General features: G+C 69.5%; 21 protein-coding genes and 1 tRNA gene. 12 read left to right on the plus strand and 10 right to left on the minus strand.

Annotated elements, in window-relative coordinates; all coding sequences use genetic code 11:
- Positions 1 to 52: 52 nt before the first annotated feature.
- Together AC1DJH_RS04755 and AC1DJH_RS04760 are read left to right on the plus strand one after the other, a co-directional pair.
- The gene (locus tag AC1DJH_RS04755) at positions 53 to 583 is read left to right on the plus strand and encodes a hypothetical protein (RefSeq protein WP_478184871.1); all 531 of its coding nucleotides are present in this window, start codon (positions 53 to 55) and stop codon (positions 581 to 583) included.
- A 177-nt stretch (positions 584 to 760) separates the two neighbouring features.
- Entirely contained in the window at positions 761 to 2,023 is a 1,263-nt protein-coding gene (locus tag AC1DJH_RS04760) for an MFS transporter (RefSeq protein WP_478184872.1), read from the plus strand.
- A gap of 15 nt (positions 2,024 to 2,038) precedes the next feature.
- Here AC1DJH_RS04760 and AC1DJH_RS04765 read toward each other — a convergent pair whose 3' ends face one another.
- Complete coding sequence (locus AC1DJH_RS04765) at positions 2,039 to 2,962, minus strand: LysR family transcriptional regulator (RefSeq protein ID WP_478184993.1); 924 nt, start codon at positions 2,960 to 2,962, stop codon at positions 2,039 to 2,041.
- Between the two features lie 49 nt (positions 2,963 to 3,011).
- Here AC1DJH_RS04765 and AC1DJH_RS04770 point away from each other — a divergent pair, with 49 nt between their 5' ends.
- Positions 3,012 to 3,548 carry an N-acetyltransferase family protein gene (locus AC1DJH_RS04770; protein WP_478184873.1) on the plus strand — a complete coding sequence of 179 codons (537 nt, stop codon included), beginning with the start codon at positions 3,012 to 3,014 and terminating at the stop codon, positions 3,546 to 3,548.
- On the opposite strand, the gene AC1DJH_RS04775 is transcribed toward AC1DJH_RS04770, so the two are convergent.
- Both AC1DJH_RS04775 and AC1DJH_RS04780 read right to left on the minus strand, forming a co-directional pair.
- Positions 3,542 to 3,934 carry a tautomerase family protein gene (locus AC1DJH_RS04775; RefSeq protein ID WP_478184874.1) on the minus strand — a complete coding sequence of 131 codons (393 nt, stop codon included), beginning with the start codon at positions 3,932 to 3,934 and terminating at the stop codon, positions 3,542 to 3,544. The two genes, AC1DJH_RS04770 and AC1DJH_RS04775, sit on opposite strands and share 7 nt — an antisense overlap.
- 26 nt (positions 3,935 to 3,960) lie before the next feature.
- Positions 3,961 to 4,902, minus strand: a complete 942-nt coding sequence (locus AC1DJH_RS04780; protein WP_478184875.1) for a nitrilase family protein — start codon at positions 4,900 to 4,902, stop codon at positions 3,961 to 3,963.
- A gap of 114 nt (positions 4,903 to 5,016) precedes the next feature.
- On the opposite strand from AC1DJH_RS04780, the gene AC1DJH_RS04785 reads away from it, so the two are divergent.
- Entirely contained in the window at positions 5,017 to 5,517 is a 501-nt protein-coding gene (locus tag AC1DJH_RS04785; RefSeq protein WP_478184876.1) for a winged helix-turn-helix transcriptional regulator, read from the plus strand.
- Here the strand turns inward: AC1DJH_RS04785 and AC1DJH_RS04790 are convergent.
- The 5 genes from AC1DJH_RS04790 to AC1DJH_RS04810 all read right to left on the minus strand — a co-directional run bounded on the left by AC1DJH_RS04790 (position 5,514) and on the right by AC1DJH_RS04810 (position 11,116).
- Positions 5,514 to 7,871: a hypothetical protein gene (locus AC1DJH_RS04790; RefSeq protein ID WP_478184877.1), complete on the minus strand. Its 2,358-nt coding sequence runs from the start codon at positions 7,869 to 7,871 to the stop codon at positions 5,514 to 5,516. The two genes, AC1DJH_RS04785 and AC1DJH_RS04790, sit on opposite strands and share 4 nt — an antisense overlap.
- A gap of 9 nt (positions 7,872 to 7,880) precedes the next feature.
- Positions 7,881 to 7,953, minus strand: a tRNA-Ser gene (locus AC1DJH_RS04795).
- A gap of 51 nt (positions 7,954 to 8,004) precedes the next feature.
- The gene (locus AC1DJH_RS04800) at positions 8,005 to 9,285 is read right to left on the minus strand and encodes an AI-2E family transporter (RefSeq protein WP_478184878.1); all 1,281 of its coding nucleotides are present in this window, start codon (positions 9,283 to 9,285) and stop codon (positions 8,005 to 8,007) included.
- Positions 9,282 to 10,040, minus strand: coding sequence for a LytR/AlgR family response regulator transcription factor (locus tag AC1DJH_RS04805; protein WP_478184879.1), 759 nt, complete (start codon positions 10,038 to 10,040; stop codon positions 9,282 to 9,284). The genes AC1DJH_RS04800 and AC1DJH_RS04805 overlap by 4 nt, the downstream gene beginning before the upstream one ends.
- Positions 10,037 to 11,116: a sensor histidine kinase gene (locus tag AC1DJH_RS04810; protein ID WP_478184994.1), complete on the minus strand. Its 1,080-nt coding sequence runs from the start codon at positions 11,114 to 11,116 to the stop codon at positions 10,037 to 10,039. The genes AC1DJH_RS04805 and AC1DJH_RS04810 overlap by 4 nt, the downstream gene beginning before the upstream one ends.
- Positions 11,117 to 11,172: 56 nt before the next feature.
- Here AC1DJH_RS04810 and argH point away from each other — a divergent pair, with 56 nt between their 5' ends.
- From argH to AC1DJH_RS04835, 5 genes are all read left to right on the plus strand, one after another.
- Positions 11,173 to 12,570 (plus strand): argininosuccinate lyase, encoded by a 1,398-nt coding sequence (argH, locus tag AC1DJH_RS04815; RefSeq protein WP_472116494.1) that lies wholly within the window; start codon positions 11,173 to 11,175, stop codon positions 12,568 to 12,570.
- 22 nt (positions 12,571 to 12,592) lie between these two features.
- Positions 12,593 to 14,062, plus strand: coding sequence for a rhomboid family intramembrane serine protease (locus AC1DJH_RS04820; protein ID WP_478184880.1), 1,470 nt, complete (start codon positions 12,593 to 12,595; stop codon positions 14,060 to 14,062).
- A 211-nt stretch (positions 14,063 to 14,273) separates the two neighbouring features.
- Positions 14,274 to 15,506: an efflux RND transporter periplasmic adaptor subunit gene (locus AC1DJH_RS04825; RefSeq protein ID WP_478184881.1), complete on the plus strand. Its 1,233-nt coding sequence runs from the start codon at positions 14,274 to 14,276 to the stop codon at positions 15,504 to 15,506.
- A 12-nt stretch (positions 15,507 to 15,518) separates the two neighbouring features.
- Positions 15,519 to 18,689: an efflux RND transporter permease subunit gene (locus AC1DJH_RS04830; RefSeq protein ID WP_478184882.1), complete on the plus strand. Its 3,171-nt coding sequence runs from the start codon at positions 15,519 to 15,521 to the stop codon at positions 18,687 to 18,689.
- Entirely contained in the window at positions 18,689 to 20,137 is a 1,449-nt protein-coding gene (locus tag AC1DJH_RS04835; RefSeq protein WP_478184883.1) for an efflux transporter outer membrane subunit, read from the plus strand. Before AC1DJH_RS04830 ends, AC1DJH_RS04835 begins: the two co-directional genes overlap by 1 nt.
- On the opposite strand, the gene AC1DJH_RS04840 is transcribed toward AC1DJH_RS04835, so the two are convergent.
- Together AC1DJH_RS04840 and AC1DJH_RS04845 are read right to left on the minus strand one after the other, a co-directional pair.
- Positions 20,134 to 21,471, minus strand: a complete 1,338-nt coding sequence (locus AC1DJH_RS04840; RefSeq protein WP_478184884.1) for a hypothetical protein — start codon at positions 21,469 to 21,471, stop codon at positions 20,134 to 20,136. The two genes, AC1DJH_RS04835 and AC1DJH_RS04840, sit on opposite strands and share 4 nt — an antisense overlap.
- 35 nt (positions 21,472 to 21,506) lie before the next feature.
- A complete protein-coding gene (locus AC1DJH_RS04845; protein WP_435483019.1) occupies positions 21,507 to 22,046 on the minus strand; it encodes a hypothetical protein in 540 nt (179 codons plus the stop codon).
- A 160-nt stretch (positions 22,047 to 22,206) separates the two neighbouring features.
- Between AC1DJH_RS04845 and AC1DJH_RS04850 the strand changes: the two genes are divergently transcribed.
- From AC1DJH_RS04850 to AC1DJH_RS04860, 3 genes are all read left to right on the plus strand, one after another.
- Positions 22,207 to 22,782, plus strand: a complete 576-nt coding sequence (locus AC1DJH_RS04850) for an RNA polymerase sigma factor (protein ID WP_435435218.1) — start codon at positions 22,207 to 22,209, stop codon at positions 22,780 to 22,782.
- Between the two features lie 25 nt (positions 22,783 to 22,807).
- Positions 22,808 to 23,569, plus strand: coding sequence for an anti-sigma factor (locus tag AC1DJH_RS04855; RefSeq protein ID WP_478184885.1), 762 nt, complete (start codon positions 22,808 to 22,810; stop codon positions 23,567 to 23,569).
- A 95-nt stretch (positions 23,570 to 23,664) separates the two neighbouring features.
- Positions 23,665 to 24,402 (plus strand): SGNH/GDSL hydrolase family protein, encoded by a 738-nt coding sequence (locus tag AC1DJH_RS04860; protein WP_472116472.1) that lies wholly within the window; start codon positions 23,665 to 23,667, stop codon positions 24,400 to 24,402.
- Positions 24,403 to 24,564: the final 162 nt, after the last annotated feature.

Below are 24,564 nucleotides of genomic sequence, written 5' to 3' on the forward strand. Positions count from 1 at the left end.
CCCACCCGCCCCAGCAAGCCCGCACCGCAGCGCGGAGCGCGAACCTCCATTCATGAGCACCAAGATCCAGTTCCGCCGCAAGGTCATCGTCATCGTCCTGCTGTGCGTGGCCGTCGGCGGCGGCGTCGTGCGGCACTACGCCACGCCCGGCACCACCACGCGCGACATCGCCACGCTGCTGATGGTGCTGTGGGTGCCGATCATCGGCAACGTCATCGCATGGCTCGTCAGCAAGCGCCCTCGCCGTGCGCCGCGCGCGGCGGCCGTCGCGCCGCCGAGCTTCGACACGGCCGGCGCCTTCACGCCGCACGCGCGCGTGGCGCTCACCTTCCGCAAGCCGGGCCTGCCCTCGCAGGACCTGCCGATCGCCCCGGGCGAATACCGCTGCGCGCTGGTGGTCGACAAGGAGGGCTTCTCGGCGCGCTGGGTGGTGCCGCCGGGCGAGGCGCTGGAGCGCGGCAAGCCCGCCGTGCTCGACGTCGAGTTCCTCTCGCCGGCGGTGGCACAGCCGAAGTTTGCGCAGGGCGCGCAATTTCGCGTGCTGATCGGCGAGGCGTTCATCGCCGACGGCCGGGTGCTCTGACGGCCATCGCCACCAAAACCGACGGAAAAGGGGAACAAAGCCCCGATTGTTCGCAGCAGGGAAACTGACTACTGCTGGCGGACCCCTTTGTCGCCAAGGCGACGGCTCGCACACTCCAATGCCCTTTCACCGGCATCGGCGTGCACATGCATCGCCGGCGCGCTTCAGGACAGTCCCATGATGAATTCACCCAGCAGCAACCCGTGCGCCGACGACCTGGCGGTGGCCTCGCCGGACGCCCCGGCGATGGTCACGCCGTCGTCGGCCACGCGCTCGGCCTGGCTCGCCGTCGGCTCCATCGCCGTCGGCACCTTCGCGATGGTCTCCACCGAGTTCATGCCCATCGGCCTGCTGACCGACATCGCGCGCGGGCTCAACGTGTCCGACGGCACGGCCGGGCTGATGGTCACCATGCCCGGCGTGCTGGCGGCCTTTGCCGGGCCGGCGCTCATCGTGGCGTCGGGGCGGCTCGACCGGCGCACCGTGCTGATCGCGCTCACCACCTTGCTCATCGCGTCGAACGTGCTGGCCGCGTTCGCGCCCAACTTCGCCACCATGCTGGTCGCGCGCCTGCTGCTGGGCCTGTGCGTGGGCGGCTTCTGGACCTTTGCCCCGGCGGCCGCCACGCAACTGGTGCCGCACGCCTCGCAGGCGCGCGCCATGTCGTACGTGCTGGCCGGCGTGTCGGCCGCCACCGTGCTGGGGGTGCCGGCCGGCTCGTTCCTGGGCACGCTGTTCGGCTGGCGCGCGTCGTTCGCCGTGACCGGCGCGCTGGCCGCGGTGGTGCTGCTGGTGCAGCTGTGGCTGCTGCCCGCAATGCCGCCGGCGCGCGCCATCGGCGCACGCGACCTGCTCACGCCGCTCACGCGCCGCATGGCGCAGGTCGGCCTGCTCGCGGTGCTGTTCTTCATTGCCGGCCACTTCGCGGCCTACACCTACCTGAAGCCGCTGCTGCAGCAGGTCTTCGGGCTCGCGCCGAACGCGGTGTCCACGCTGCTGCTGGTCTACGGCGCGGTGGGCTTCGTGGGCACCTTCCTCGGCGGCAGCCTGGTGGCGCGCAGCGTGCGCGGCACCACCCTGCTGGCGGCGCTGATGCTGGCCACGGCGCTGCTGCTGTCCACGCTGATCGGCACCGGCTTCGTGCCGGGTGCGGTGGTGGTGGTGATCTGGGGCGTGGCCTTCGGGCTGATCCCGGTGGCGCTGACCGGCTGGATGATGGAAGCCGTGCCCGATGCCCCCGAAGCCGGCCAGGCCCTGCTGGTGAGCGGCTTCCAGGTGGCGATTGCGTCCGGCGCGCTGATCGGCGGCGTCACGGTCGACAGCTTCGGCATCTCCAGCACGATGGTGCTCAGCGGCGTGCTGGTGCTGATTGCCGCGCTGATCGTCGGCACGTTGGGCCGTGCGCGGGGCGGCGCACCGGTGGGCGTGATTCCGGAATAACGGGCCAGCGGATCGCTAACGGCGGCCGTGCTTGCCGGCCGCCACGATCGCGTCGAGCACCACGCGCAAGGCCTTGTTGACCGGCTTGTCGCGCCGGATCACCACCGCCAGCGTGCGGTGCATGCGCGGGTTCAGGCGGCTGGTCTTCAGCCCGGGGTGGGCGCCGCGGCCCGCCATCGACATGCAGGGCACGATGGCGCAGCCGAGCCCCGCCGCGACCATCTCCTTCATCGCCTCGACGCTGCCCAGTTCCATCACGGGCTGCGGTTGAAGGCCCTCGGCGGCAAACCAGCGGTCGACCAGCTTGCGCGTGTTGGCTGCGGGCTCGAACAGCACCAGCGGCACGCCGGCCAGGTCGCCCGGCGCGACCCTGGCCTTGAGCGGTGCGCGCTCCAGCGAGCTGATGGCCACGAACTCATCGTCCAGCACCGGCATCGCCGTCAACGAACGCCCCGCCGCGGGCAGCGTGACCAGTGCGAGGTCGAGACTGTTCTCTTCCACCTTGCGCGCCTGGTCCTCGGTGTTGCCGGTGCTCACCACCACCCCGAGCCCCGGAAACTGCTCGCGCAACGTGCGCAGCACCGCGGGCAGGAAGTGCAGACAGGCCGTCGCGCCCGTGCCCAGCCGCACCCGGCCTGTGACGCCGCTCGCATGGTCGGCCAGCGCATCGATGGCGTTCTCCACCGCGCTGTCGATGTGCGGCACATGGCGCAGCAACTCCATGCCCGCGGGCGTGGCCTTGGCGCGCTTGCCGACCCGTTCGATCAGCCGCACTGCAAGCCGCCGCTCCAGCTGGCGCACCTGCAGGCTCACGGCCGGCTGCGAGAGCCCGAGCCGGTCGGCCGCGGCCGAGAAGCTGCCCGTTTCGATGACCAGTCCGAAGGAGCGCAACTGGTCGAGGTTGAGTGTCTTTTCCAAAGTATTTCTTATGCGGCGAATAGGTGAACGAAGCTTCACTTATCGAAGGTGGATGGTCAAGATCGAGGCCATGTCATCACCAAGCCTCCAGCCTCTGGCCTCCACCGGCGTCGAGATCGCCGACGCCGAGCCCCGCCACATGGCCGCCGTGCAGGCCATCTACAGCCACTACGTGCTGCACGACCTGTGCTCCTTCGAGGAACAGGTGCCCACGGTCGAGCAGATGCAGGCGCGCCGCGACGAAGTGACGGCGCGCGGCCTGCCCTACCTTGTGGCAACGAGAAACGGCGAGGTGGTCGGCTACGCCTATGCCACCGCGTACCGTGCCCGTTCCGCCTACCGGCACACGGTGGAAGACTCGGTCTATGTCGCGCAGGGCATGCACGGCCACGGCATCGGCCGGGCGCTGCTGCAGGGCGTGATCCGGCGCTGCACCGACAGCGGCTTCACGCAGATGGTGGCGTGCGTGGGCAACAGCGCCAACGCGGGCTCGCAGGGGCTGCACCGCAGCCTGGGGTTCGAACGGGTCGGCGTGCTGCGCGACGTGGGCTTCAAGTTCGGGCAGTGGGTGGACACGGTGCTGATGCAGCGCGCGCTGGCTCAGTGAGCCTCGTTGTCCGTCCACTCGGGGCTGTAGCCCCCGAGCGTCGGGTGGTACATCTCGTCGCCCGAATGCTGCGTGAACTCGACATTGAGCCGGTCTTCGCGCAGGCCGAGGATGTCGATGCAGTCGCGGCACAGCGCCTTGGCCACTTCGAGCCGCAGCTCGGCGGAGCGGCCGCGGCGGATGTCGCACATCAGCACCGACACCGCTTCGGGCTCGCCGTCGACCATGCGCCATACACCGCCCTCGCCCGTTTCGCGGATGGCGATGCTGATGCGGCGGATGTCCACGCTCATCAGCCGTGCGTAGGTTTCGCTGAGCTGCTTCGCGAGGCGTTTCTTGTCGGCCACCGGGTGCGGGCCGTTCACGTCGAGTTGAAGGTAGGGCATGTCGCAAGACTCCTGGTGTGGCTGCGCTATCTGGGAAGGGCCTGGCCGCCACGGTAACCCAGCATCGCGTCGTACAGGTCGGTGCGCCGGTCGCGGTGCAGGTCGTTGAACTGGTTCCAGATCGGCGCGCTGCGCGCGGCGCCGAGGTCGATATCGGCGTAGAGGATGGTGTCTTCGTCGGGCCCGGCGATGCGCCCCACGGGCCAGCCATTGGTGCCGGCAATCAACGAGTTGCCCATGAAGCCCGCGCCGCGTTCCTGCCCCACGCGGTCCGCCGTGGCGATGAACACGTTGTTCTGGTGCGCGGCCGCGATCGTCAGGTAGGCCGGCATGCAGGTGCCGCTGGCGTCGTACAGCGGCGGCGGCGTCCACACCCAGCCGGTCGGTATGCAGATGATGTCGGCGCCCAGCTGCGCGACGATGCGCGACGCCTCGGGAAACCAGATGTCCCAGCACACGAGCAGGCCGATGCGGCCGATCTTCGTTTCGAACACCGGGTAGCCCTCGTTGCCCGGCGTGAACCAGAGCTTCTCGTTGTTCCAGAGGTGTGTCTTGCGGTAGCGGCCGATGTAGCCCTCGGGACCGACGAGCACGGCGGTGTCGAACAGCTGCGGGCCATCCTGCTCGACCAGGCAGCCGACGATGTAGACCTTGTGCTGCGCCGCGAACGACGCCCAGCCTTGCACGGTCGGCCCGCCGGGCACCGGCTGCGAATGCGCATAGGCCTCCTCCCGGGCGCTGAAGCAGTAGCCGCTGGTGGCGAGTTCGGGCAGCACGATGAGCATGGCGCCGCCCTCGACGGCGGCCGCCAGGCGTTGCTGCACGGCCTGCGCATTGCGCTCGAGGTTCTCCACGCCGACCTGCGGGTCGAACTGCACGACGGCCACGCGCACGGGGCTGGCGCGCAGGCCCGGGATGGCGTCGGGGCTGGTGGCGACGGTGGATGGCTGGGACACGGGTGGCTTCATGGAGATCGGGCTTTCAGGTTTCAATTTAAAACCAGATCGATGCTAGCCATTTCAGTTTTACTTTGCAACCAAACTGGTATTCACGGTCTACACTCGCCCATCGAAGGAAAAGCCATGGCCCAGAGAAAAAGCCTGAAGAACGACGCGTGCCCGATGGCCCGCGCGCTCGACATCGTCGGCGACCAGTGGTCGCTGCTCATCGTGCGTGATGCCTTCGACGGCATGAAGCGCTTCGGCGAGTTCCAGCAGAGCCTGGGCATGGCGAAGAACATCCTGGCGGAGCGGCTGAAATGGCTGGTGCAGGAAGGCGTGCTCGACGTGGTGCCCGCGGCGGAAGGCTCGCTGTACCAGGCGTACGTGCTGTCGGCCAAGGGCAAGGCCCTGTTCCCGGTGGTGGTCGGGCTGCGCCAATGGGGCGAGGCGCACCTGTACGCCAAGGGCGAACCGCATTCGGTGCTGGTGGAGCGCGACAGCGGCAAGCCGGTGCCGAAGATCGTGCTGCGCACGCGCGACGGGCAGCCGCTGGATGCGGACCTGACCTTCGTGAAGAAGCTGCCGGCAAAGGCCGCGGCCCGGCCAGCCGCCAAGGCGGCCTCGAAGGCCAGTCCCCGCTAACGCGCCGCCAGGACGTCCGGCATCAGCCAGTGCGTGTCCTGGCTCCAGCCGACGAAGGGCGGTGCCTGCTGGCCGTGTCCCTGCGCGGCCACCGCCAGGCCTGTCAGCGCCGGCGCAAAGACGCGCCGAAAGTCTGGGCCCTGCGCTTCCAGGTGCGCCGCCGCCCAAGCGAGGAACGCACCGACCTCCTGCACACCGCACTGCGAGAGAAAGAAAACCATCTGCCGCCAGGCATAGGCCGAGTTCCTGATCTGGACCCGCCGCGCATGGCGGTGGTCGACGCGAATCTGCAACTGCGCGCACACCTGCGTGAAGCACCGGCGCGCCATGTCGGGCAACTGCGCCGCAAGGCGCTCGCCCAGCCCGAGCTCGGCGAACAGCACGGCGAGGTTGTGGGTGGTGAGAATCTGCGCCTGCTCGATCACCATGCCGTTGCGCGCCGTGCCCCCACCGCCCGGTTGCACGCCCGCGCGCGCCGCACACAAGCGGGCCAGCGCATCGGGCTTGTCACCCGCGTCCTCGCGCGGCACGGGCATGGCGGCGAGCGCAGCGCAGTCGATGCCGTAGTACCTCGCGTACAGCTTGCCCTGCAGGAGGCCCGCCGACACTTTCGCCGCCGCCAGGAACCTGGGTGAGAAACGGCCCATGAAGATGTCGGCCGCCACCTCTTCGACCAGCGGCAGTTTCAAATCGGCTGCTTCGCCCAGGGTGCGCAGCTCCTGCAGCAGCTTGTTCGGAACGATGGCTTGAGGGAACGCGACCAGCGCCAGCTGCGATGCCTCGGTCAATGCCTGCAGCGCGGCACGGCGCGCCGCCTGGTCGTTCGCGCGGAAGCGCGCGATGGCGGCAACCCACGGCAGCTCTTCGAACCGCACCTGTTTCTGCAGGTCGACGAGCAGCAGCGAGCGCCTGCGCCGGAACGCGCGGTCAACGGCGGCTTGGAGCCGGCGCAGCATCGGGTCGGGCACGTCCGCAGCGCGCAACGCGGCGCTCCACAGGGGCAGCACCCTGGCCAGTACCTCGCCCGAAGGGATGGTGCCGCGTTCGATCAATTCGGCCGCCGTTCCCTTGCGGGCGCGGCCGACCTTGCGCTGCAGCGTGGGCGGCAACCGCGTCCCCTCGCGCAAGCCGCTTGCGGCAGCTTCGCTCGCATCGATGGGCCGGATGACGGGCTCGATGTCCTCCAGCCCTTCATGGGACGGGAAGGCTTCGAGCCGCACGGCAACCTGCCGCGCGATCTGCTCGAAGGTGGCGGCGCTGGCATGGCTGCGCTGCTGCTGCCGCCAGGCCGCGCGCCCGGCCGACGCCGGCGGCCCGCGCTTCGCGATGCAGCGCGCAAGGACGAGGCGCATGCGCCCCACCTGCTTGCCCGTCAACGACTCGGGTGCGTCGACGCAAAGCTGCAGGCCCGCGCGCAGCGTGGCGAAGCTGTCGCCGTCGCGCTCGGGCCGCGCGCACCGCGTGTGTGCGGCCCGCGCCTGCCGGCACTGCGCGAGCAGCGCCGACGCGCGCTCGCGCCAGCCCGGCGGATAGTGCGCGCAGGGCCAGCCCCCGGTGACGGTGAATTTGCCGCTCTCGGTGCGCAGCCAGGCGCCGTCGGCCGTGCGAAGCGCAACAGGCGCCTCACCGGTCACGGTGTCGAGCAGCAGCGCGACCATCCGGTCGTAAAGCGGTGCCCAGACGTCGACGGCTTCCTTCTGCGCCAGGACCTGCGCATTGGGCTTCACTGCGCGCAAGCGCTTCGTGGCCGTTGCCACATCGTCCACCCACAGTTGCGCACCGAAGCTGGGTGCCTCCGGCAGTTCGGCCGGATAGAAGCGCAGCTTCGAGAACCAGGGAGAGAGTTGCTCGACCAGCGCCCACGCGGCGTCGGCCTGTCCGGCCTGCACGAGCCAGGCCACCACGAGCAACGCGCCCTCTTCCGGCACCTCGATGTCGAAGCAGCCGGACGCCAGCAACGCATGGAGCTTCTCGAGCCCCGTGTCCGTCAGAAAGAACGTGTTCAGCGCGAGCCGCGCTTGCGCGTCGGACGCGCCGGGCGCCAGTTCGTCCCGCCATGCGCGCTCATGCGGCTTGAGCGGTCCGCCCGCCAGGAGCGCGCCGGTGGCAAAGCCGCCGGTCACCACCTCGAGCGTGGCCCAGGCGGGTGTGTCTTTCACCGGCGTGCGCGAGCCCGTGCGGATCGAGCCGTCGCCGCGACCAAGAATCACAGCGGCCCATTGGCGCAGCCGCTTCGCGGCGCCCGCACGCACCGATGCGTCGGGATGCCCGCTCGCGGCCAGCGCACGGGCCAGCTGGAAGCCCGCGTAGCCACCGGGCGAATCGGTCGAGGTCGAGTCGTCGTCCATGGCCATGCGAATGAGTGGGTCCGGGGGCTGGGGTTGAACCAGCGCCTTCTCGGGTCAGCCGAGTGTTCTGCCACTGAACTACCCCGGAACAGAAAAAGAATTCAGGCGGGGCGCATTTCTATCACGCGCCCGGCACGAGCTACTCGCCCAGCAGCTCCCCGATCGGCTGCAGGTCTTCAACCCGGTCGCAGATCGCCTTGATCACCATGGTGATCGGAATGCCCAGCAGCAGGCCCCAGATGCCCCACAGCCAGCCCCAGAAGATCACGCCCACGAACACCGCCACCGGGTTCATGCGGCTGGTGCGGCTGGTGAGCCAGGGCATCAGCAGGTTGCCGATGAGCGTGTGGATGGCCAGCGACACGCCGCCCACCACCACGCCCATCTGCAGGCTGTTGAACTGCAGGAAGGCCACCAGCCCCGCGGCCACCAGCACGATGACCGAGCCGATGTACGGAATGAGGTTGGTCACGGCCGCAATGATTCCCCACACGGCCGCGTTCTCCACCCCGATGACCCAGAACGCCAGCCCCGTCGCCACGCCCACGACGACGCTCACCAGAATCTGGACCAGCAGGTAGCGCTCGATGTTGCGGGTGATGTCGTCCAGCACGTGCACCGTGACCTTCTTCTTCTGCAGGCTCGACCCGGTGATCTTGATGAGCTTGCGCCGGAAGGTGTCGCCCGAACACAGCGCGAAGTACGTGAGGAAGGCCACCAGCGTGAGCTGACCCATGGCGCTGAGCAGGCCGACGGTGCCGGTGAGCAGGTAGTCGCGCACGTTGAAGCCGGGCCGCTCGATGATGACGCGCGCCACGCCGCGGCGCGAGGCCACGCGGGCGGAGTTTTCCTCGGCCGCCTTCTCTAGCTGCGCAGCCGCCTGCTGCACGCTTTCGAGCGGCGTGGCGCTGGCGCCCTTGTCGCGGCGCATCGCCAGCCCGAGCTTCTGCGCGGCCACGGGCAGCGCATCGAGCAGCTGCAAGGCATTGCCCGACAGCGAATAGCCGGTCCAGCCGAGTCCGCCGAACAGGCCCACCAGGATGACCGCCGCGCCGATCCAGCGCGGCGTGCGCCAGCGATGCAGCAGGTCGACCAGCGGTGACAGCGCATAGGTCAGCAGCAGGCTCAGCATCAGCGGAATGAACACGGCCTGGCCCCACTGCAGCGCGAACACGCTGGCCAGCACGGCGAGCACCACCAGCGAGGCGCTGCGCACATCGACCGGCATGTGCAGCAGCATGCGTTCACGCTCGGGGCTGGGCGGCTCAGGCGCCAGCACCTCGGGTTCGGGCACAGGCAGGGGCACGGGGGCGGGTTCTTCCGCGGCGGCCTGGTGCGGTTCGCCAGCCGGCGGCTCGCCTCCCTCGGCGTGGAGCTGCGGCACGTCGGCGGAGCTGCCGTCTTTCTTGTCGTCGGTCATCGCGCGTCCTTCAGCACTTCGCGCACGGCGGCGAGCTGCCGGCGCGACACGGCCACAGGTTCGGGAATGGCGTCGAGCCGCAGGGCCCAGCCCTCCGCATCTTCGCCGTCGTCGTACTTCTCCAGCGCACGGATGGCCGAACGCGCGACCAGCGCGTTGCGGTGCACGCGCAGGAAGCGGTGCGGGTAGCGCTCCTCGAACTCGTTGAGCGAGCCGTCCAGGATGTGGCTGCGCGTGGCGGTGCGCACGGTGAGGTATTTGTATTCGGACTTGAGGTAGAGCACCTCGGACAGCGGCACACGCTCGGCGCGGCCGCGGTCCTGGATGAGCACGGTTTCCGGCGCGGCAGGCACGGCCGGCGGTACCTGCAGCGCGCGGCGCTCCTTCAGGAAGCGCTCGGCCTTCTGCAGCGCCTGCTGCAGCCGCTCGGCGCGCACGGGCTTGGTGAGGTAGTCGACCGCATCGAGCTCGAAGGCCGTCACCGCGTGCGCGGCATGCGCGGTGACGAACACCACCGCCGGTGCGTCGGCGCGGTGGCGCAGCGCGCGCGCCACCTCGATGCCGTCGACACCGGGCATGTGCACGTCGAGCAGCACCAGGTCGAGCGCCATGCTGGCCAGGTGCTGCTGGGCCTCGGCGCCCTGCGAGGCCTCGGCCACCACCTCGGCGGCGGGCGAGGTGCAGTCGCGCAACAGGGTGCGCAGGCGGGAACGCGCCAGGGCTTCGTCGTCAACGATCAGTGTCTTGAGGATCATGGTTCAGCGGGGATGGCGATGCGCACCCGGTAGTTTTTCTGGTCCATGCCGGCGCTGAACTGCATCTGCATGTCGTGCAACAGGCGCAGCCGGTCGCGCACATTGGCCAGCGCGATGCCGTGGCCGCGCGGCAGCGGCTCGTCGGCCCAGCGCAGCGGCGGCAGGCTGTTGACCACCTCGATCACCACCATGCTGCCGCGCCGCTCGGTGCGAATGCGCAGCTTGGCGCCCTCGGGGCTGGGTTCCACGCCGTGCTTGATGGCGTTCTCCACCAGCGGCTGCAGCAGCAGCGGCGGCAGGCGCGCGCTGCTCGCGGCGGCGTCCAGGTCCCAGCGAATGCGCAGGCGGCTGCCGAAGCGCACCTGCTCGATGGCCAGGTAGCGCTCGGCCAGCGCGATCTCGTCGGCCAGCGTGCCCGACTCGCCCGGGTCGGCCAGCGCCTGGCGGAACAGCTCGGCCAGGTCTTCGAGCATGGTCTCGGCCTTGGCCGGCTCCTCGCGAACCAGCGCAATGGCGCTGTTGAGCGTGTTGAACAGGAAGTGCGGGCGGATGCGCGACTGCAGTTCCTCGAGCCGGGCCGTGGTCGCCGCAGGCGTCTGGCCGCGGGCACGCAGGACCATCGCGGCCATCACCAGCCCCGCGAACAGGGCGCCGGCCAGCGCGCTGGCCAGCCATGGCGCGCTGGCGAGCACGCCCGTGAGGCGCAGCAGGCCGCAGCCGTACAGCGCCGCCAACGCGCCCAGCACGGCACCGGCGGTGTATTGCCATTGCTTGGGCAGGTGCCGCAAGGGCTTCTTGAGCCCGCAGGCCGCCACCAGCCACAGCAGCGTCGCGGGCAAGGCCCCGCCGGTGACGGTGGCCGTCTGCACCAGCCAATCGCCGGGACCGGACACGCCGAAAAGCGTGGCAATCGCAACCACCGCCTCGACGAACACGACGGTGCGCAGCACCACCCCGATCTGGCAGGCGTCGAAGATGGAAGGCTCGGCGCGCAAGGACGCACGCGTCTTTTCCGAAGACGGCGAGGACGGGGGGGTGGGCATGGCGTTGGCCGATAAAATCGCCGGGTTGCGCATCGCAGACATCTGATCCATCGGGTGACCAACCCATTATTGCCTCCTGGACGGCTCCCATGACCCAAAACCAACTCGACAAGAAATCCGAAGCCTGGTCGGCCCTGTTCTCCGAACCCATGAGCGACCTCGTGAAGCGCTACACCTCCAGCGTCTTCTTCGACAAGCGCCTGTGGCAGGCCGACATCGAGGGCTCGCTGGCGCATGCCGGCATGCTCGCCGCGCAGGGGATCATCGGCGTGCAGGACCACGCCTCGATCGAACGCGGGATGGCGCAGATTCGCGCCGAAATCGAATCCGGCGCCTTCGAATGGAAGCTCGACCTCGAAGACGTGCACCTGAACATCGAGGCCCGCCTGACCCAGCTGGTCGGCGACGCCGGCAAGCGCCTGCACACCGGGCGCAGCCGCAACGACCAGGTCGCCACCGACGTGCGGCTGTGGCTGCGCGGAGAAATCGACCTCATCGGCGACCTGCTGGTCGAGCTGCAGAAGGCCCTGGTGGACATCGCCGAGAAGAACGTCGAGGTGATCCTGCCCGGCTTCACCCACCTGCAGGTAGCGCAGCCCGTGAGCTTCGGCCACCACATGCTGGCCTATGTGGAAATGTTCAGCCGCGACGCCGAGCGCATGGGCGAAGTGCGCCGCCGCGTGAACCGCCTGCCGCTGGGCGCCGCCGCGCTGGCAGGCACCAGCTACCCGCTGGACCGCGAGCTGGTGGCAAGGACGCTGAACATGGACGGCGTGTGCCAGAACAGCCTGGACGCCGTGAGCGACCGCGACTTCGCCATCGAATTCACCGCCGCGGCAAGCCTGTGCATGGTGCACATCAGCCGCATGAGCGAAGAACTCATTCTGTGGATGAGCCAGAACTTCGGCTTCATCCAGATCGCCGACCGCTTCACGACCGGCTCGTCGATCATGCCGCAGAAGAAGAACCCCGACGTGCCCGAGCTGGCGCGCGGCAAGACCGGCCGCGTGGTCGGCCACCTGATGGCGCTGATCACGCTCATGAAGGGCCAGCCGCTGGCCTACAACAAGGACAACCAGGAAGACAAGGAGCCGCTGTTCGACACCGTCGACACGCTCAAGGACACCCTGCGCATCTTTGCCGAGATGATCGGCGGCATCACCGTGAAGCCCGAGGCCATGGAGGCCGCCGCGCTGCGCGGCTACGCCACCGCCACCGACCTGGCCGACTACCTCGTGAAGAAGGGCCTGCCCTTCCGCGACGCGCACGAAACCGTGGCGCACGCCGTGAAGGCCGCCACCTCGCACAAGGTCGACCTGGCGGAGCTGCCGCTGGCCGTGCTGCAGCAGTTCAACCCGAGCATCGAGAAGGACGTGTACGACGTGCTGAGCCTGCGCGGCTCGCTGAATGCACGCAACATCCTGGGCGGCACCGCCCCGGCCCAGGTGAAGGCGCAAGTGGCCCGCCACCGCGCGCGCCTGGGCTGAACGCCTCGACGGCAGCCGCACCGTGTTCTATGCCATCCCGCTCGAAAACAGACCGAGCTGGCGCAACCCGCCGTGGATGACGGTGCTGCTGATCCTCCTGAACATGATCGTGTTCTGGGGGCCGCAGCGCAGCGAAGACAACGGGCGCGAGCGTGCCGCCCATTACTACGTGAACAGCGTGCTGCCCCAGCTGGAGCTGCCGCCGTTCGTGGAATGGCTCGAAAAGACCGACCCGAAGCGCGGCAAGGCGGCCCGTCGCATGCTGCCGCACGAGGAGGCCTACCCCAGGCTGCTCGAAGGCCTCCAGAACGACGGCAAGTTCCTGCGCAAGCTGCAGGCCGACGAAGTCGTCACGCCCGCGAACCCGCAGTACACCGAATGGAAGCGCGACCGCCGCCAGTACGAGGCCATGCTGCCCGCGCCCTTCACCGAGCGCTGGTCGCAGAGCTACGCCGCCGATGCCGAGTTCAAGCCCTGGACCTGGATCACCGCCGCCTTCCTGCACGGCAGCACCGGCCACCTGCTGGGCAACATGCTGTTCCTCTTCCTGTTCGGCTTTTCGGTCGAACTGGCGCTGGGACGCGGCACCTACCTGGCGTTCTACCTGCTGGGCGCCGTCGGCGCCTCGCTGCTGGCCGGCTGGGCCTATGCCGGCAAGGGCACCTACGGCCTGGGCGCCTCGGGCGCCATCTCGGCGCTGATGGGCATGTACGCGGTGATGTACCGCCTGAAGCGCATCCGCTTCTTCTACCAGCTGTTCTTCTATTTCAACTACGTCACCGCACCGGCCCTGCTGCTGCTGCCGGCATGGATCGTCAACGAGCTGATGCAGCACTGGCTGGGCGGCCAGGGCATCGCCTACATGGCCCACCTGGGCGGCCTGCTGACCGGCGCGGCGCTGATGGCCGGCGCCCTGATGCTGCGCCGCGTGCAAGCCCCCGAGACCGCCGCCGCCCCCGAGCCCGACCGCTTCGACGCGCACGTGGCCGCGGCCCAGAAGTACGGCGCGGCGATGAATTTCGACAAGGCCTGCGCCGAGTGGCGCGCCGCCGCCGCGCTGCGCCCCGGCGACACCGGCACGCTGCGCGCCTGGTTCCACACGGCCCGCCTGCAACCCGCGAGCGACGACTTCCACCACGCCGCGCGCCGCATCTTCCGCCTGCCGGCGACCGAGCCGGACACGCTCGCGCTGCAGCACGCCAGCTACAAGACCTACCTCGACCAGGCCAAGCCCGGCGCGCGCCTGAAGCCCGACGACATGGCCCGCCTGGCGCGCCGCTTTTCGCGCATCCGCCAGTTCGACGACGCCGACCGGCTGTGCGCCATCCTGCTGAAGACCGCGCCCGAGCATCCCGAGCTGGCCGACACGCTCTCGGTGTGCGCCAACGGCCTGCTGCATGCGGGCCAGCGCGACAAGGCCGTCGGGCTGCTGCCGCACCTGCTGCGGCTCGCGCCCAACGACATGGTCACGCGCGCGCTTCAACGCGCCTGAAGGCCATACGCCAACGAGCAGACACGCAGACGGGCAGACGGCTGCGGCCGTCATGTCACGGGGCTGTCACGCGATCTCCACGCCATGGCACTGCAATTGCAGTAAACAGCGTGTAAAGCCGCCCCCCGCCCCCCGCGCCTCGTTGAACTTGAGGGCGCCCACTCGCTCCATCCGGGGCAATCCCCGCTTCCCTACCTCCAGAACCTGTCTGATGCCTGACCAAACCCACTCCCGCTTCGCCCTGCTGTTCACGGCCATGGCCATCGCCGCGCTCGCAGCTTGCTCGCGCACCAGCGTGGAGACGCCAGGGACGGCCAAAGCCGCCGCCGCACCAAAAAAGGAGGTCGGCACCGTCACCCTGAAGCACGAATCGCTGGCCCTGAGCACCGAACTGCCCGGGCGCACCATGGCCCCGGTGATCGCCGAGATCCGGCCCCAGGTCGGCGGCATCCTGAAGGAGCGGCTCTTTACAGAAGGCTCGCAGGTCAAGGCCGGCCAGGTGCTCTACCAGCTCGACCCGGCGCCGCTGCAGGCGGCCTACGCCAGCGCGCAGGCCAGCGTGCGCAAGGCCGATTCGGCCCTGGCCACCTCGCGCACCGTGGCCCGCCGCAACGCCGAGCTGGTGAAGATCGACGCCATCAGCCGCCAGGTGTTCGACGAGTCGCAGGCCGCCGAGCAGCAGGCCGAAGCCGACCTCGCCGTGGCGCGCGCCGCCGAGCAGACCGCGCGCATCCAACTGGGCTACACGCGCATCACCTCGCCGATCACGGGCTGGGCCGAGCTGTCGAGCGTCACGCCCGGCGCACTGGTCACGGCCAACCAGGCCGCGGTGATGACCACCGTGCAGCAGCTCGACCCCATCCACGTGCACGTCACGCAGTCGAGCAGCGAGCTGCTGCGCCTGAAGCGCGAACTCGCCAGCGGCCGCCTGCAGCGCGCGAGCGACGCGGAAGCCCGCATCCAGCTGGTGCTGGAAGACGGCAGCAAGTACCCGCACCCCGGCCGCCTGACGTTCAGCGGCGTCACCGTCGATGCCGGCACCGGCAGCGTCACGCTGCGCGCGGTGGTGCCCAACCCCGACAGGCTGCTGATGCCCGGCATGTACGTGCGCGCCGTGCTGCAGGAAGGCGTGAACGCCACCGCCCTGCTGGTGCCGCAACAGGCCGTGACGCGCGCGCCCGACGGCAGCGCCTCCACGCTGGTGATCGACGGGGAGAGCAAGGTCGCCAAGCGCGCCATCCACGTCGGGCGCGCGGTCGGCACGCGCTGGCAGGTGCTCGACGGCCTGGCCGCGGGCGACCGCGTGATGACCGAAGGCTCGCAGCGCGTGAAGGTGGGCGACAAGGTGAAGGTGGTCGACCTGGGCGGCAAGGCCGCGCCCGGCCCCGTGGCCAGCGCGCAACCCGACGCGGCCGACGCCGCCACCTCCCCCGTGACGCGCTGAGGACCGACCCACATGGCGCAGTTCTTCATCGACCGTCCCATCTTCGCGTGGGTGCTTTCCATCGTCGTCATGCTCGCGGGGCTGATGGCCATCCGCACGCTGCCGCTGGAGCAGTACCCCGACATCGCGCCGCCGCGCGTGTCCATCAACGCCACCTACACGGGCGCTTCCGCCAAGACGGTGGAAGACTCGGTGACGCAGGTCATCGAGCAGCAGCTCAAGGGGCTGGACAACCTGCTGTACATGCAGTCGACCAGCAACTCGTCGGGCGTGGCGCGGCTGTCGCTCACCTTCAATGCGGGCACCAGCATCGACGTGGCCCAGATGCAGGTGCAGAACAAGCTGCAGCAGGCCATGTCGCGCCTGCCGCAGCAGGTGCAGAGCCGCGGCGTCACCGTGACCAAGGGCGGCAACGACTTCCTGATGATCGTGTCGATGTACTCCGGCGACGGCAGCGCCTCGGCGGTGGACGTGGGCGACTACATCTCCAGCAACCTGGTGGACATCATCAGCCGCATCGACGGCGTGGGCGAGGTGCAGACGCTGGGCACCGGCTACGCCATGCGCCTGTGGCTGGACCCCGACAAGCTGCGCAAGTACGCGCTGATGCCCTCGGACGTGAACAGCGCCATCACCGCGCAGAACGCGCAGGTCTCGGCCGGCCAGCTGGGCGCGCTGCCGGCCAATGCGCAGCAGCAGCTCACCGCCACCATCACCGCGCGCAGCAAGCTGAAGACGGCGGAGCAGTTCGAGAACGTGGTGCTGCGCGTCGCCCCCGACGGCGCCGTGGTGCGCCTGAAGGACGTGGCCCGCGTGGAGCTGGGCGCGGAAAACCTCACGGTGCGCTCGCTGCTCGACGGCCGGCCCGGCGCGGGCCTGGGCGTTGTGCTGGCCGACGGTGCCAACGCGGTGCAGGTGGCCGAGGCCGTGAAGGCCAAGGTCGAGGAGCTCAAGCCCCTGTTCCCGAACCAGCTGCAGACCTTCGTGAGCTACGACACCACGCCTTTCGTGAGCGCATCCATCGACGAGGTGGTCAAGGCGCTGCTGGAGGCCATGCTGCTGGTGGTGCTCGTGATGTACGTGTTCCTGCAGAACATGCGCGCCACGCTGATCCCGGCGATTGCGGTGCCGGTGGTGCTGCTGGGCACCTTCGGCGTGCTGTCCATCGCGGGCTACTCGATCAACACGCTCACCATGTTCGGCATGGTGCTGGCCATCGGCCTGCTGGTGGACGACGCCATCGTGGTGGTGGAGAACGTCGAGCGCGTGATGCACGAAGAGGGCCTGTCGCCCAAGGAGGCCACGCGCAAGTCGATGGCCGAGATCACGCCGGCGCTGGTCGGCATTGCGCTGGTGCTGTCGGCGGTGTTCATCCCGATGGCCTTCTTCGGCGGCTCCACGGGCGTGATCTACCGCCAGTTCTCGATCACCATCGTCTCGGCGATGGCGCTGTCGGTGTTCGTGGCGCTCACGCTCACGCCGGCGCTGTGCGCCACGCTGCTCAAGCCGGTGAAGAAGGGTGAGCATGCGGTGCCGCGCCGCGGCCTGCTGGGCCGGGTCGACCGCTTCTTCGCGGCCTTCAACCGCGGCTTCGACCGGAGCGCCGACCGCTACGAAGGCATCGTGGGCGGCATCGTGCGGCGCGGCAAGCGCAGCATGGTGGTGTACCTGCTGATCGCGGGCGTGATGGCGCTGCTGTTCCTGCGGCTGCCCACCTCCTTCCTGCCCGACGAAGACCAGGCCTTCCTGCAGGTGCAGGTGAGCTTGCCGCCGGGCGCGTCGAATGCACGGCTGCAGCCGGTGGTCGAGCAGGTGCAGCAATATTTCAGCAAGCAGGCCGAGGTGCTGAGCGTGAACGTCATCACCGGGCAGAACGGCGACCAGAGCTCGGCGCGCGCCTTCGTCAAGCTCAAGGACTGGGGCGAGCGCACGGGCACCGGCCAGTCGGCGGCCGAACTGACGCGGCGCGCCAACAAGGAGCTGTCGACCATCCGCGATGCGCGCGTGTTCGTGCTGCTGCCGCCAGCGGTGCGCGGGCTGGGCGCCAATGCGGGCTTCAACTTTCACCTGAAGGACATCAACGGCCTGGGCCACGACGCGCTGGTGAAGGCGCGCGACCAGGCCGTCGAACTGCTGGGCAAGCGCCCCGAGGTGGTCAACGTGCGCAGCAACAACCTGGACGACACACCCGAGTTCGCGGTGGACATCGACGACGCGCGCGCCGGCGCACTGAGCCTGGCCACGTCGGACATCGACAGCACGCTGTCGAGCGCCATGGGCGGCACCTACATCAACGACTTTCTCGACAAGGGCCGCGTGAAGCGCGTGTACATGCAGGGCGACACCGACTTCCGCATGCTGCCCGCCGACATCGACCGCTGGAGCGTGCGCAACAGCCTGGGCCAGATGGTGCCGTTCCCCGCGTTCTCCAGCTCGCGCTGGAGCTACGGCTCGCCGCAGCTGCAGCGCTACAACGGCAGCCCGAGCTACGAGTTCGTGGGCGACGCGGCCGCCGGCGTGAGTTCCGGCGACGCCATGGCCGCGGTGGACGAGGTGATGAAGCAGATGCCGCCGGGCATCGGCTACGAATGGACCGGCGCTTCGTTCCAGGAACGCCTGTCGGGCGCGCAGGCGCCCATGCTCTACGCCATTTCGATCCTGTTCGTGTTCCTGTGCCTGGCCGCGCTGTACGAGAGCTGGTCGGTGCCGTTCTCGGTGATCTTGGTGGTGCCGCTGGGCATCGTGGGGGCGCTGCTGTTCACGAGCTTGCGCGGACTGAGCAACGACGTGTACTTCCAGGTCGGCCTGCTGACCACGGTGGGGCTGTCGTCGAAGAACGCGATTCTGATCGTGGAGTTCGCCAAGCAGCTGCAGGAGCAGGGCAAGGGCGTGGTCGAGGCCACGCTGCAGGCGGTGCGCCTGCGGCTGCGCCCCATCCTGATGACCTCGCTGGCCTTCGGCTTCGGCGTGCTGCCGCTGGCGCTGGGCACCGGCGCGGGCGCGGGCGGGCGCCAGTCGATCGGCACCGCGGTGCTGGGCGGCATGGTGGTGGGCACGGCGCTGGGCATCTTCTTCGTGCCGCTGTTCTTTGCGCTGATCCGGGGCTGGTTGGAGGGGCGGCGCAAGCCGCAGCCGAAGCCCGAGTCCCCTGCAGGCACCACAGCCGAACAGGGAGGCCACTGATGAAGCGCGCCTTCCCCCCTCGCTCGGTCGCGCTCGCGGCCTTGGCATGCGCCGTGCTCGCGGGCTGCGTGAACCTCGCACCTGAATATGCGGCGCCGGCCTTGCCCGTACCGCAGGCCCTGCCCTCCTCTGGCGTGGACGGCGTAGACGGCGCAGTAGCCCCGACGCCGATCGACGTCGGCTGGCGCAGCTTCTTCGTCGAGCCGAAGCTGCGGGGCACGATCGAACTCGCGCTGGCCAACAACCGCGACCTGCGCGTGGCCGCGCTCAACATCGAGCGCGCGCGGGCCCAGTACGGCATTGCGCGCGCCGGCCTGTTCCCCACGGTGGACGCCGGCGCGGGCGGCAGCCGCTCGCGCACGCCGGGCAGCCTGTCGAACAGCGGCGAGCCGCGCATCGCCTCGCAGTACAGCGCCGACCTGGGCCTGACGAACTACGAGATCGACCTGTTCGGGCGCGTGCGCAACCTGAGCGAGGCGGCGCTGCAGAGCTACTTCCAGACCGAAGCCACGCAACGCAGCACGCAGATCAGCCTGGTCGCTTCGGTGGCCACCGCGTGGCTGCAACTGGCCGCCGACGAACAGCGCCTGCAGCTGGCGCGCAACACGCTGGACAGCCAGCGCAAGTCCTTCGACCTGATCGAGCGCAGCCACCGGCTGGGCGCGCAGTCGGGCCTGGCGCTCGCGCAGGCGCAGAGCACGGTCGACGCGGCGCGCGCCGACGCGGCGGCCTTCGACAGCCAGGTCGAGCAGGCGCGCAATGCGCTCACGCTGCTGGTCGGCGCCACACCGCCGGCCGAGTTGCTGCCGGTGCCGCCCGCGTCCGACACGGCGGAACCCGCCGCGGCTGCGCAACTGCTGGTGCCGCCGCCCGGCCTGCCTTCGAGCGTGCTGCAGCAGCGCCCCGACGTGCTGGCCGCCGAGCACGCCCTGCGCGCGAGCAACGCCGACATCGGTGCCGCGCGCGCCGCGTTCTTTCCGCGCATCGCGCTCACCGCGTCGGCGGGCACGGCGAGCAGCACGCTGTCGGGCCTGTTCTCGGGCGGCAGCAAGGCCTGGAGCTTCGCGCCTTCGGTCAGCGTGCCGATCTTCGACGGCGGTGCCAACCGCGCGAACCTGCGCGTGGCGCAGGCGCAGCAGAAGATCGAGATCGCCACCTACGAAAAGGCGGTGCAGACGGCCTTCCGCGAAGTGGCCGATGCACTGGCCGAGCGGCGCACGCTGGCCGAACGGCTGGCCGCGCAGCGCTCGCTGCTGGGCGCCACCTCGCGCAGCTTCGCGCTGTCGCAGTCGCTGTTTCGCAGTGGCGCGAGCAACTACCTCGACGTGCTCGACGCGCAGCGCGCGTACTACGCCGCGCAGCAGACGCTCATCAGCCTGCAGCTCACCGAGCAGACCAACCGGCTGTCGATCTACAAGGCGCTGGGCGGGGGCTGGAAGGAAAGCTAGGCGGAGGGCGCCGTGGTTGCAGCGTCGGCGGCCGGTGCCGGGCGCAGCAGCCAGCGCACTTCCTGCGTCTGCTCGCTGGTCGGGTAGCGCGCCTCCATCGTGGCCAGGATGGGCTGCGCCATGTCGGCGCGGCCCAGGCCCTGCACCAGCGCGCGGGCGGCCAGCTCGTAGGCCTGCGGAATGGTCTCGTGGCCGCGAAAGCGCTTGTCGAAGCCCGAGATCAGCGCCAGCGTGGCGTGCGCATCGCCGCCGCGCCACTCGGCGCGCGCCATGGCAATCACCAGGGCCGCATCGTCGAGCGCGAAGGCCTTGTCCTTTTCCTTGCAGGCCTTGAAGACCTTGAGCGCTTCGGACGACAGGTCGCGCCGCATCAGCAGCGCAATGAAGCGCCGCGCGTGGTCGAGCATGGTGGCGCTCTTGTCGGGCATGAGCGCCAGCACGCGGTGGTAGCGGCGCTGCGCCGCCAGGTCGTCCGACGCGGCCGTGCGCTGCGCCTCGTAGGCGGTGCCCAGCGCGGCGGGCAGGTCGCCCTCGGTGACGAGTTGCGCCACCTCGGCGTCGATGCGCTGCGCGGCGATCTGCTCGGGCGTGCGGCGGTCCACGGGGCCGCCGCCGTCGAGCTCGCTGCCCGCCACGGCGTCGAAGCCGAAGGCCTCGTGGTGCTGGAACATCACGTAGCCCAGCAGGCTGGCCATCACCCAGCCGAAGTAGATGAAGGCGAAGTTGACGATCGGCAGCACGATGCGCCCGTCGAACATCGGCAGCACCAGCTGCAGCGCCACCTGCGCGCCCGTGCTCAGCAGGAACAGGAAGAAGCACAGCAGCGCGTACGGCCAGCCGATGGTGCGCATCGCGTCCATCACGTGGCCCGGGTTCATGGCCTGGAAGAAGCTGCCCGACTGCACCAGCACGATCACCGCCGCCGGGAAGGTGAACGACATGACAAAGAGGCCGACCGAGCCCAGGATGGGCGCGTAGTACGCGAGCCAGCCGATCAGCAGCGCCTGCACCAGCGAGATGGCGAACAGCTTCCACGGCAGGTAGGTCCATTCGTCGCTGGACTCGCGGCCGAAGTCGGCCGAGTCGCGGATGCCGCGCGCGCCCAGCGCAATGACCTTGAAGCCGTAGCGGCTGGCCGCCAGCATGATGCCGATCTCGATCAGCGCCAGCGCCAGCATGTCGGGCAGGAAGAACACGCCCTCGAACAGCAGGCTGCAGAACGACAGCACCAGCCCGTAGGCCAGCGGCCGCATCTGGAACGGAAAGGCGAAGAAGCTGTTCAGGCGGTGCCAGAACGGCGGAGGCGGCGGGAGCGAGTCCCGGGTGGCGAGCATGGCGGCGCCTGCTTTCTGTGTGGGTTCTTGAAGAGCTACTTGCGGAAGAAGTCGCTCTGGCTCATGGCGCCGCGCCCGCCCAGGCGCACCACGGTGCTGTCCTCGGCGTGCACCAGGCGCATCTGGCCGAGTTCGCGCTCCAGGCGCTGGTTGAAGCTGGTCTTGAGCTGGAGGGCCGATTCGCCCATCTTCAGCACGCTGGTGCCCTTGACCAGGGCGCTCTTGCGGTCGGGAGCGACTTCGACGGAGTCGATGTGATAGTCGTAGTCCACCGACAGGATGTTGCCGGTGCGCTCGCCGACCAGCGCCAGGTTTTCGAAGGTCTTGTGCACCCCGCGGCAGGCGCTGTCGCGGTCGTGGGTGTTTTCCTCGGTGCGCCCCATCACTGTGGTCCTGGTCTCTATCACGACCTTGCGGCTGAGCTGCTTGCACAGCCGGTCGGCGTCACGCTCGACCACGGCGCGCGCCTCGCTCCGGTAGTAGTCGCGCACCATCGGCTCGTCGAGCTTGCGGCCGCCGACAAAGAAATACCAGGCGCCCACGCAGAGCGCCAAGACGATCGCAATTTGCTTCATTCCTTCTCCGCCCGCGCTGTGCGCCCCACTCGTTTTGCGGCGGAGTATACGTTTACAACTTGTGTTCACAAATGTTTGGACGGGTCGTCGGACGCCCTGAATCCGACCAGCGGCAACGCCCGTATATCTGGCATGCGCACCGATGCCCGACAATCCGCGGATGACTGCACCCAGCCCCGACGCCGAACTGATGGCGCTGATCGACAGGATCGGCCATCGCGACGAAGCCGCCCTGCGACAGCTCTACGACCGCACCTCGCCCAAGCTCATGGGGCTGGCGATGCGTGTCGTGCGGCAACGCGAATGGGCCGAGGACGTGATCCAGGAGGCTTTTCTGACGGTCTGGCGAGTCGCCGGCGACTATCGCTCGTCGCTCAGCCCGCCGCTGGCCTGGCTGGGGCTGATCGTGCGCAGCCGGGCCCTCGACCTGTTGCGCCGGCGCACCGCCGACCGGGCGCAGCTGACCCAGGAATTCGACGAGCTCATGGCCGACCAGATGGAGTCGGATGCGCCCAACCCGGTCGACACGGCCGACGCGAGCGAGCAGGCCTGGGCGCTGCATCAGTGCCTGGCCCAGCTCGAGGGCAAGCAGCGAGAAGTGGTGAGCCTGGCCTACCTGCGCGAAATGAGCCACGGCGAACTGGCCGAGCAGCTCAAGCTGCCGCTGGGCACGGTCAAGACATGGATCCGGCGCGGGCTGGAAAAACTTCGCGTCTGCATGGGGCGCTTCGCTTGAGCGCGACGAAGAAGACAGGCCTGCCATGAAACTCACCGCCCACCCCGAACTGCTCGAACTCCTCGCCGCCAGCCACGCGCTCGGCACCCTGCGCGGCGGCGCCCGCCGCCGCTTCGAAGCCCTGGCCCGCGAACAGGCGCCGGTGCGCGCCGCCGCGCTGGTCTGGCAAGGACGGCTCGCCAGCATGACCGAGCTGCAACCCTCGGTCGTGCCCGACCCCGCCGTGTGGACCCGCATCCGCAACATGATCGACGCCGAGCAGGCCAAGGCCGCCATCGAGCGCCAGCGCGACGCGGCCCATGCCCGCGACGCCGCCAGGCCGCAGCCCGGCGGCTGGCTGCGCAGCCTGGCGCTGTGGCGCGGCGCCACCGCGGCCGGCGCGCTGGCCACCTTGCTGGCCGTGGTGGTAGGGCTCAACCTGCGCGACCAGCTGCAGAACGCGCCGGTGGTGCAGTACGTGGCCGTGCTGTCCGACGACCAGTCCGCCGCCTCGATGCTCGTGACCTTCGACCCCAAGAAGAAGCAGCTGTCGCTGCAGCGCGTGGGCAGCTACAGCGAAGGCGACGACAAGTCGCTTCAGCTGTGGGCCCTGGCGCCCGGCGCCGCCCCGCGCTCGCTCGGCGTGATGGACAAGGCCCCGGCGTTGCGCCTGGCGGCCTCGGAATCCGACGTGCAAGCCGTGCCGACCCTGGCCGTGACCCTCGAGGCCAAGGGCGGCGTGCCTGCGGGCAGCGGCCCTAAAGGCCCGGTGGTGTTCAAGGGCGCCCTCATCGAGAAGACAATCTAGGGTTGCAAGCCGCCTCGTGCCGACACCGGCCGCACGGCCCCATGCCAGAAACCTGATTTTCCTCCGCCGTGTCCTCTGTCTTCCCGATGACTTCGATGAAAACCGCGTTGGCCGCAGCCGTGCTGCTCGTGGCGGCGCTTGGCGCGCACGCGCAGTCCGCCTCCTTCTTTCCCCAGGAATCCGAGACGGCCGCCGCCGAGGCTGCGTCCGCCCGCGACTACCTGGCCGCCAAGGAGCGCTGGCACAACGAGCTGGCCGCGTTCGCGCGCGCCGACCAGGAGCGCTTTCCGCCCCCCGGCGGCGTGGTGTTCGTCGGCAGCTCCACGGTGCGCATGTGGACGCGCCTTCAGCAGGACTTTGCGCGCGTGCCCGGCGGCGTGGTCAACCGCGGCTTCGGCGGCTCCACGCTGAACGACTGCAGCCTGTTCGCGCGCGACCTCGTGGTGCGCTACAAGCCGCGCCAGGTGGTGGTGTATGCAGGCGACAACGACCTGGCCGAAGGCCGCACGCCGCTGCAGGTGCTCGACAGCTTTGCCCGCTTTGCCAACGCGGTGCGCGCCGAGTTGCCCGACACCCGCATCAGCTTCGTGTCGGTCAAGCCCAGCCCGTCGCGCGAGCAGCTCATGCCGCAGATCCGCGAGACCAACCACGTGGTGTCGGCCTACCTGAACCTGCTGCCCAACAGCGAGTACATCGACATCTACACGCCGATGCTGGGTGCCGACGGGCGCCCGCGCCCGGAGCTGTTTCGCGGCGACAGGCTGCACATGACGGACGAGGGCTACCGGTTGTGGCACTCGGTGATCGCCTCGCACCTTCCCACGGCGCCCTGACGTGTTCGCGCGCCTTCCGAGGCATCCAGAGGCGCGCCGAACCCTCGACAAAGCGCCACGCCATGCGCTTGCGCACCGAAACGCACGCTTTCGGCTTAGCGCCTCCCCACTGCAGGCTTTTTTTTCGGACGCGTCCTACGCCCGGGCTTTGCACCGCGCCGC

It is taken from the genome of Variovorax sp. 10N412, from assembly GCF_056394985.1.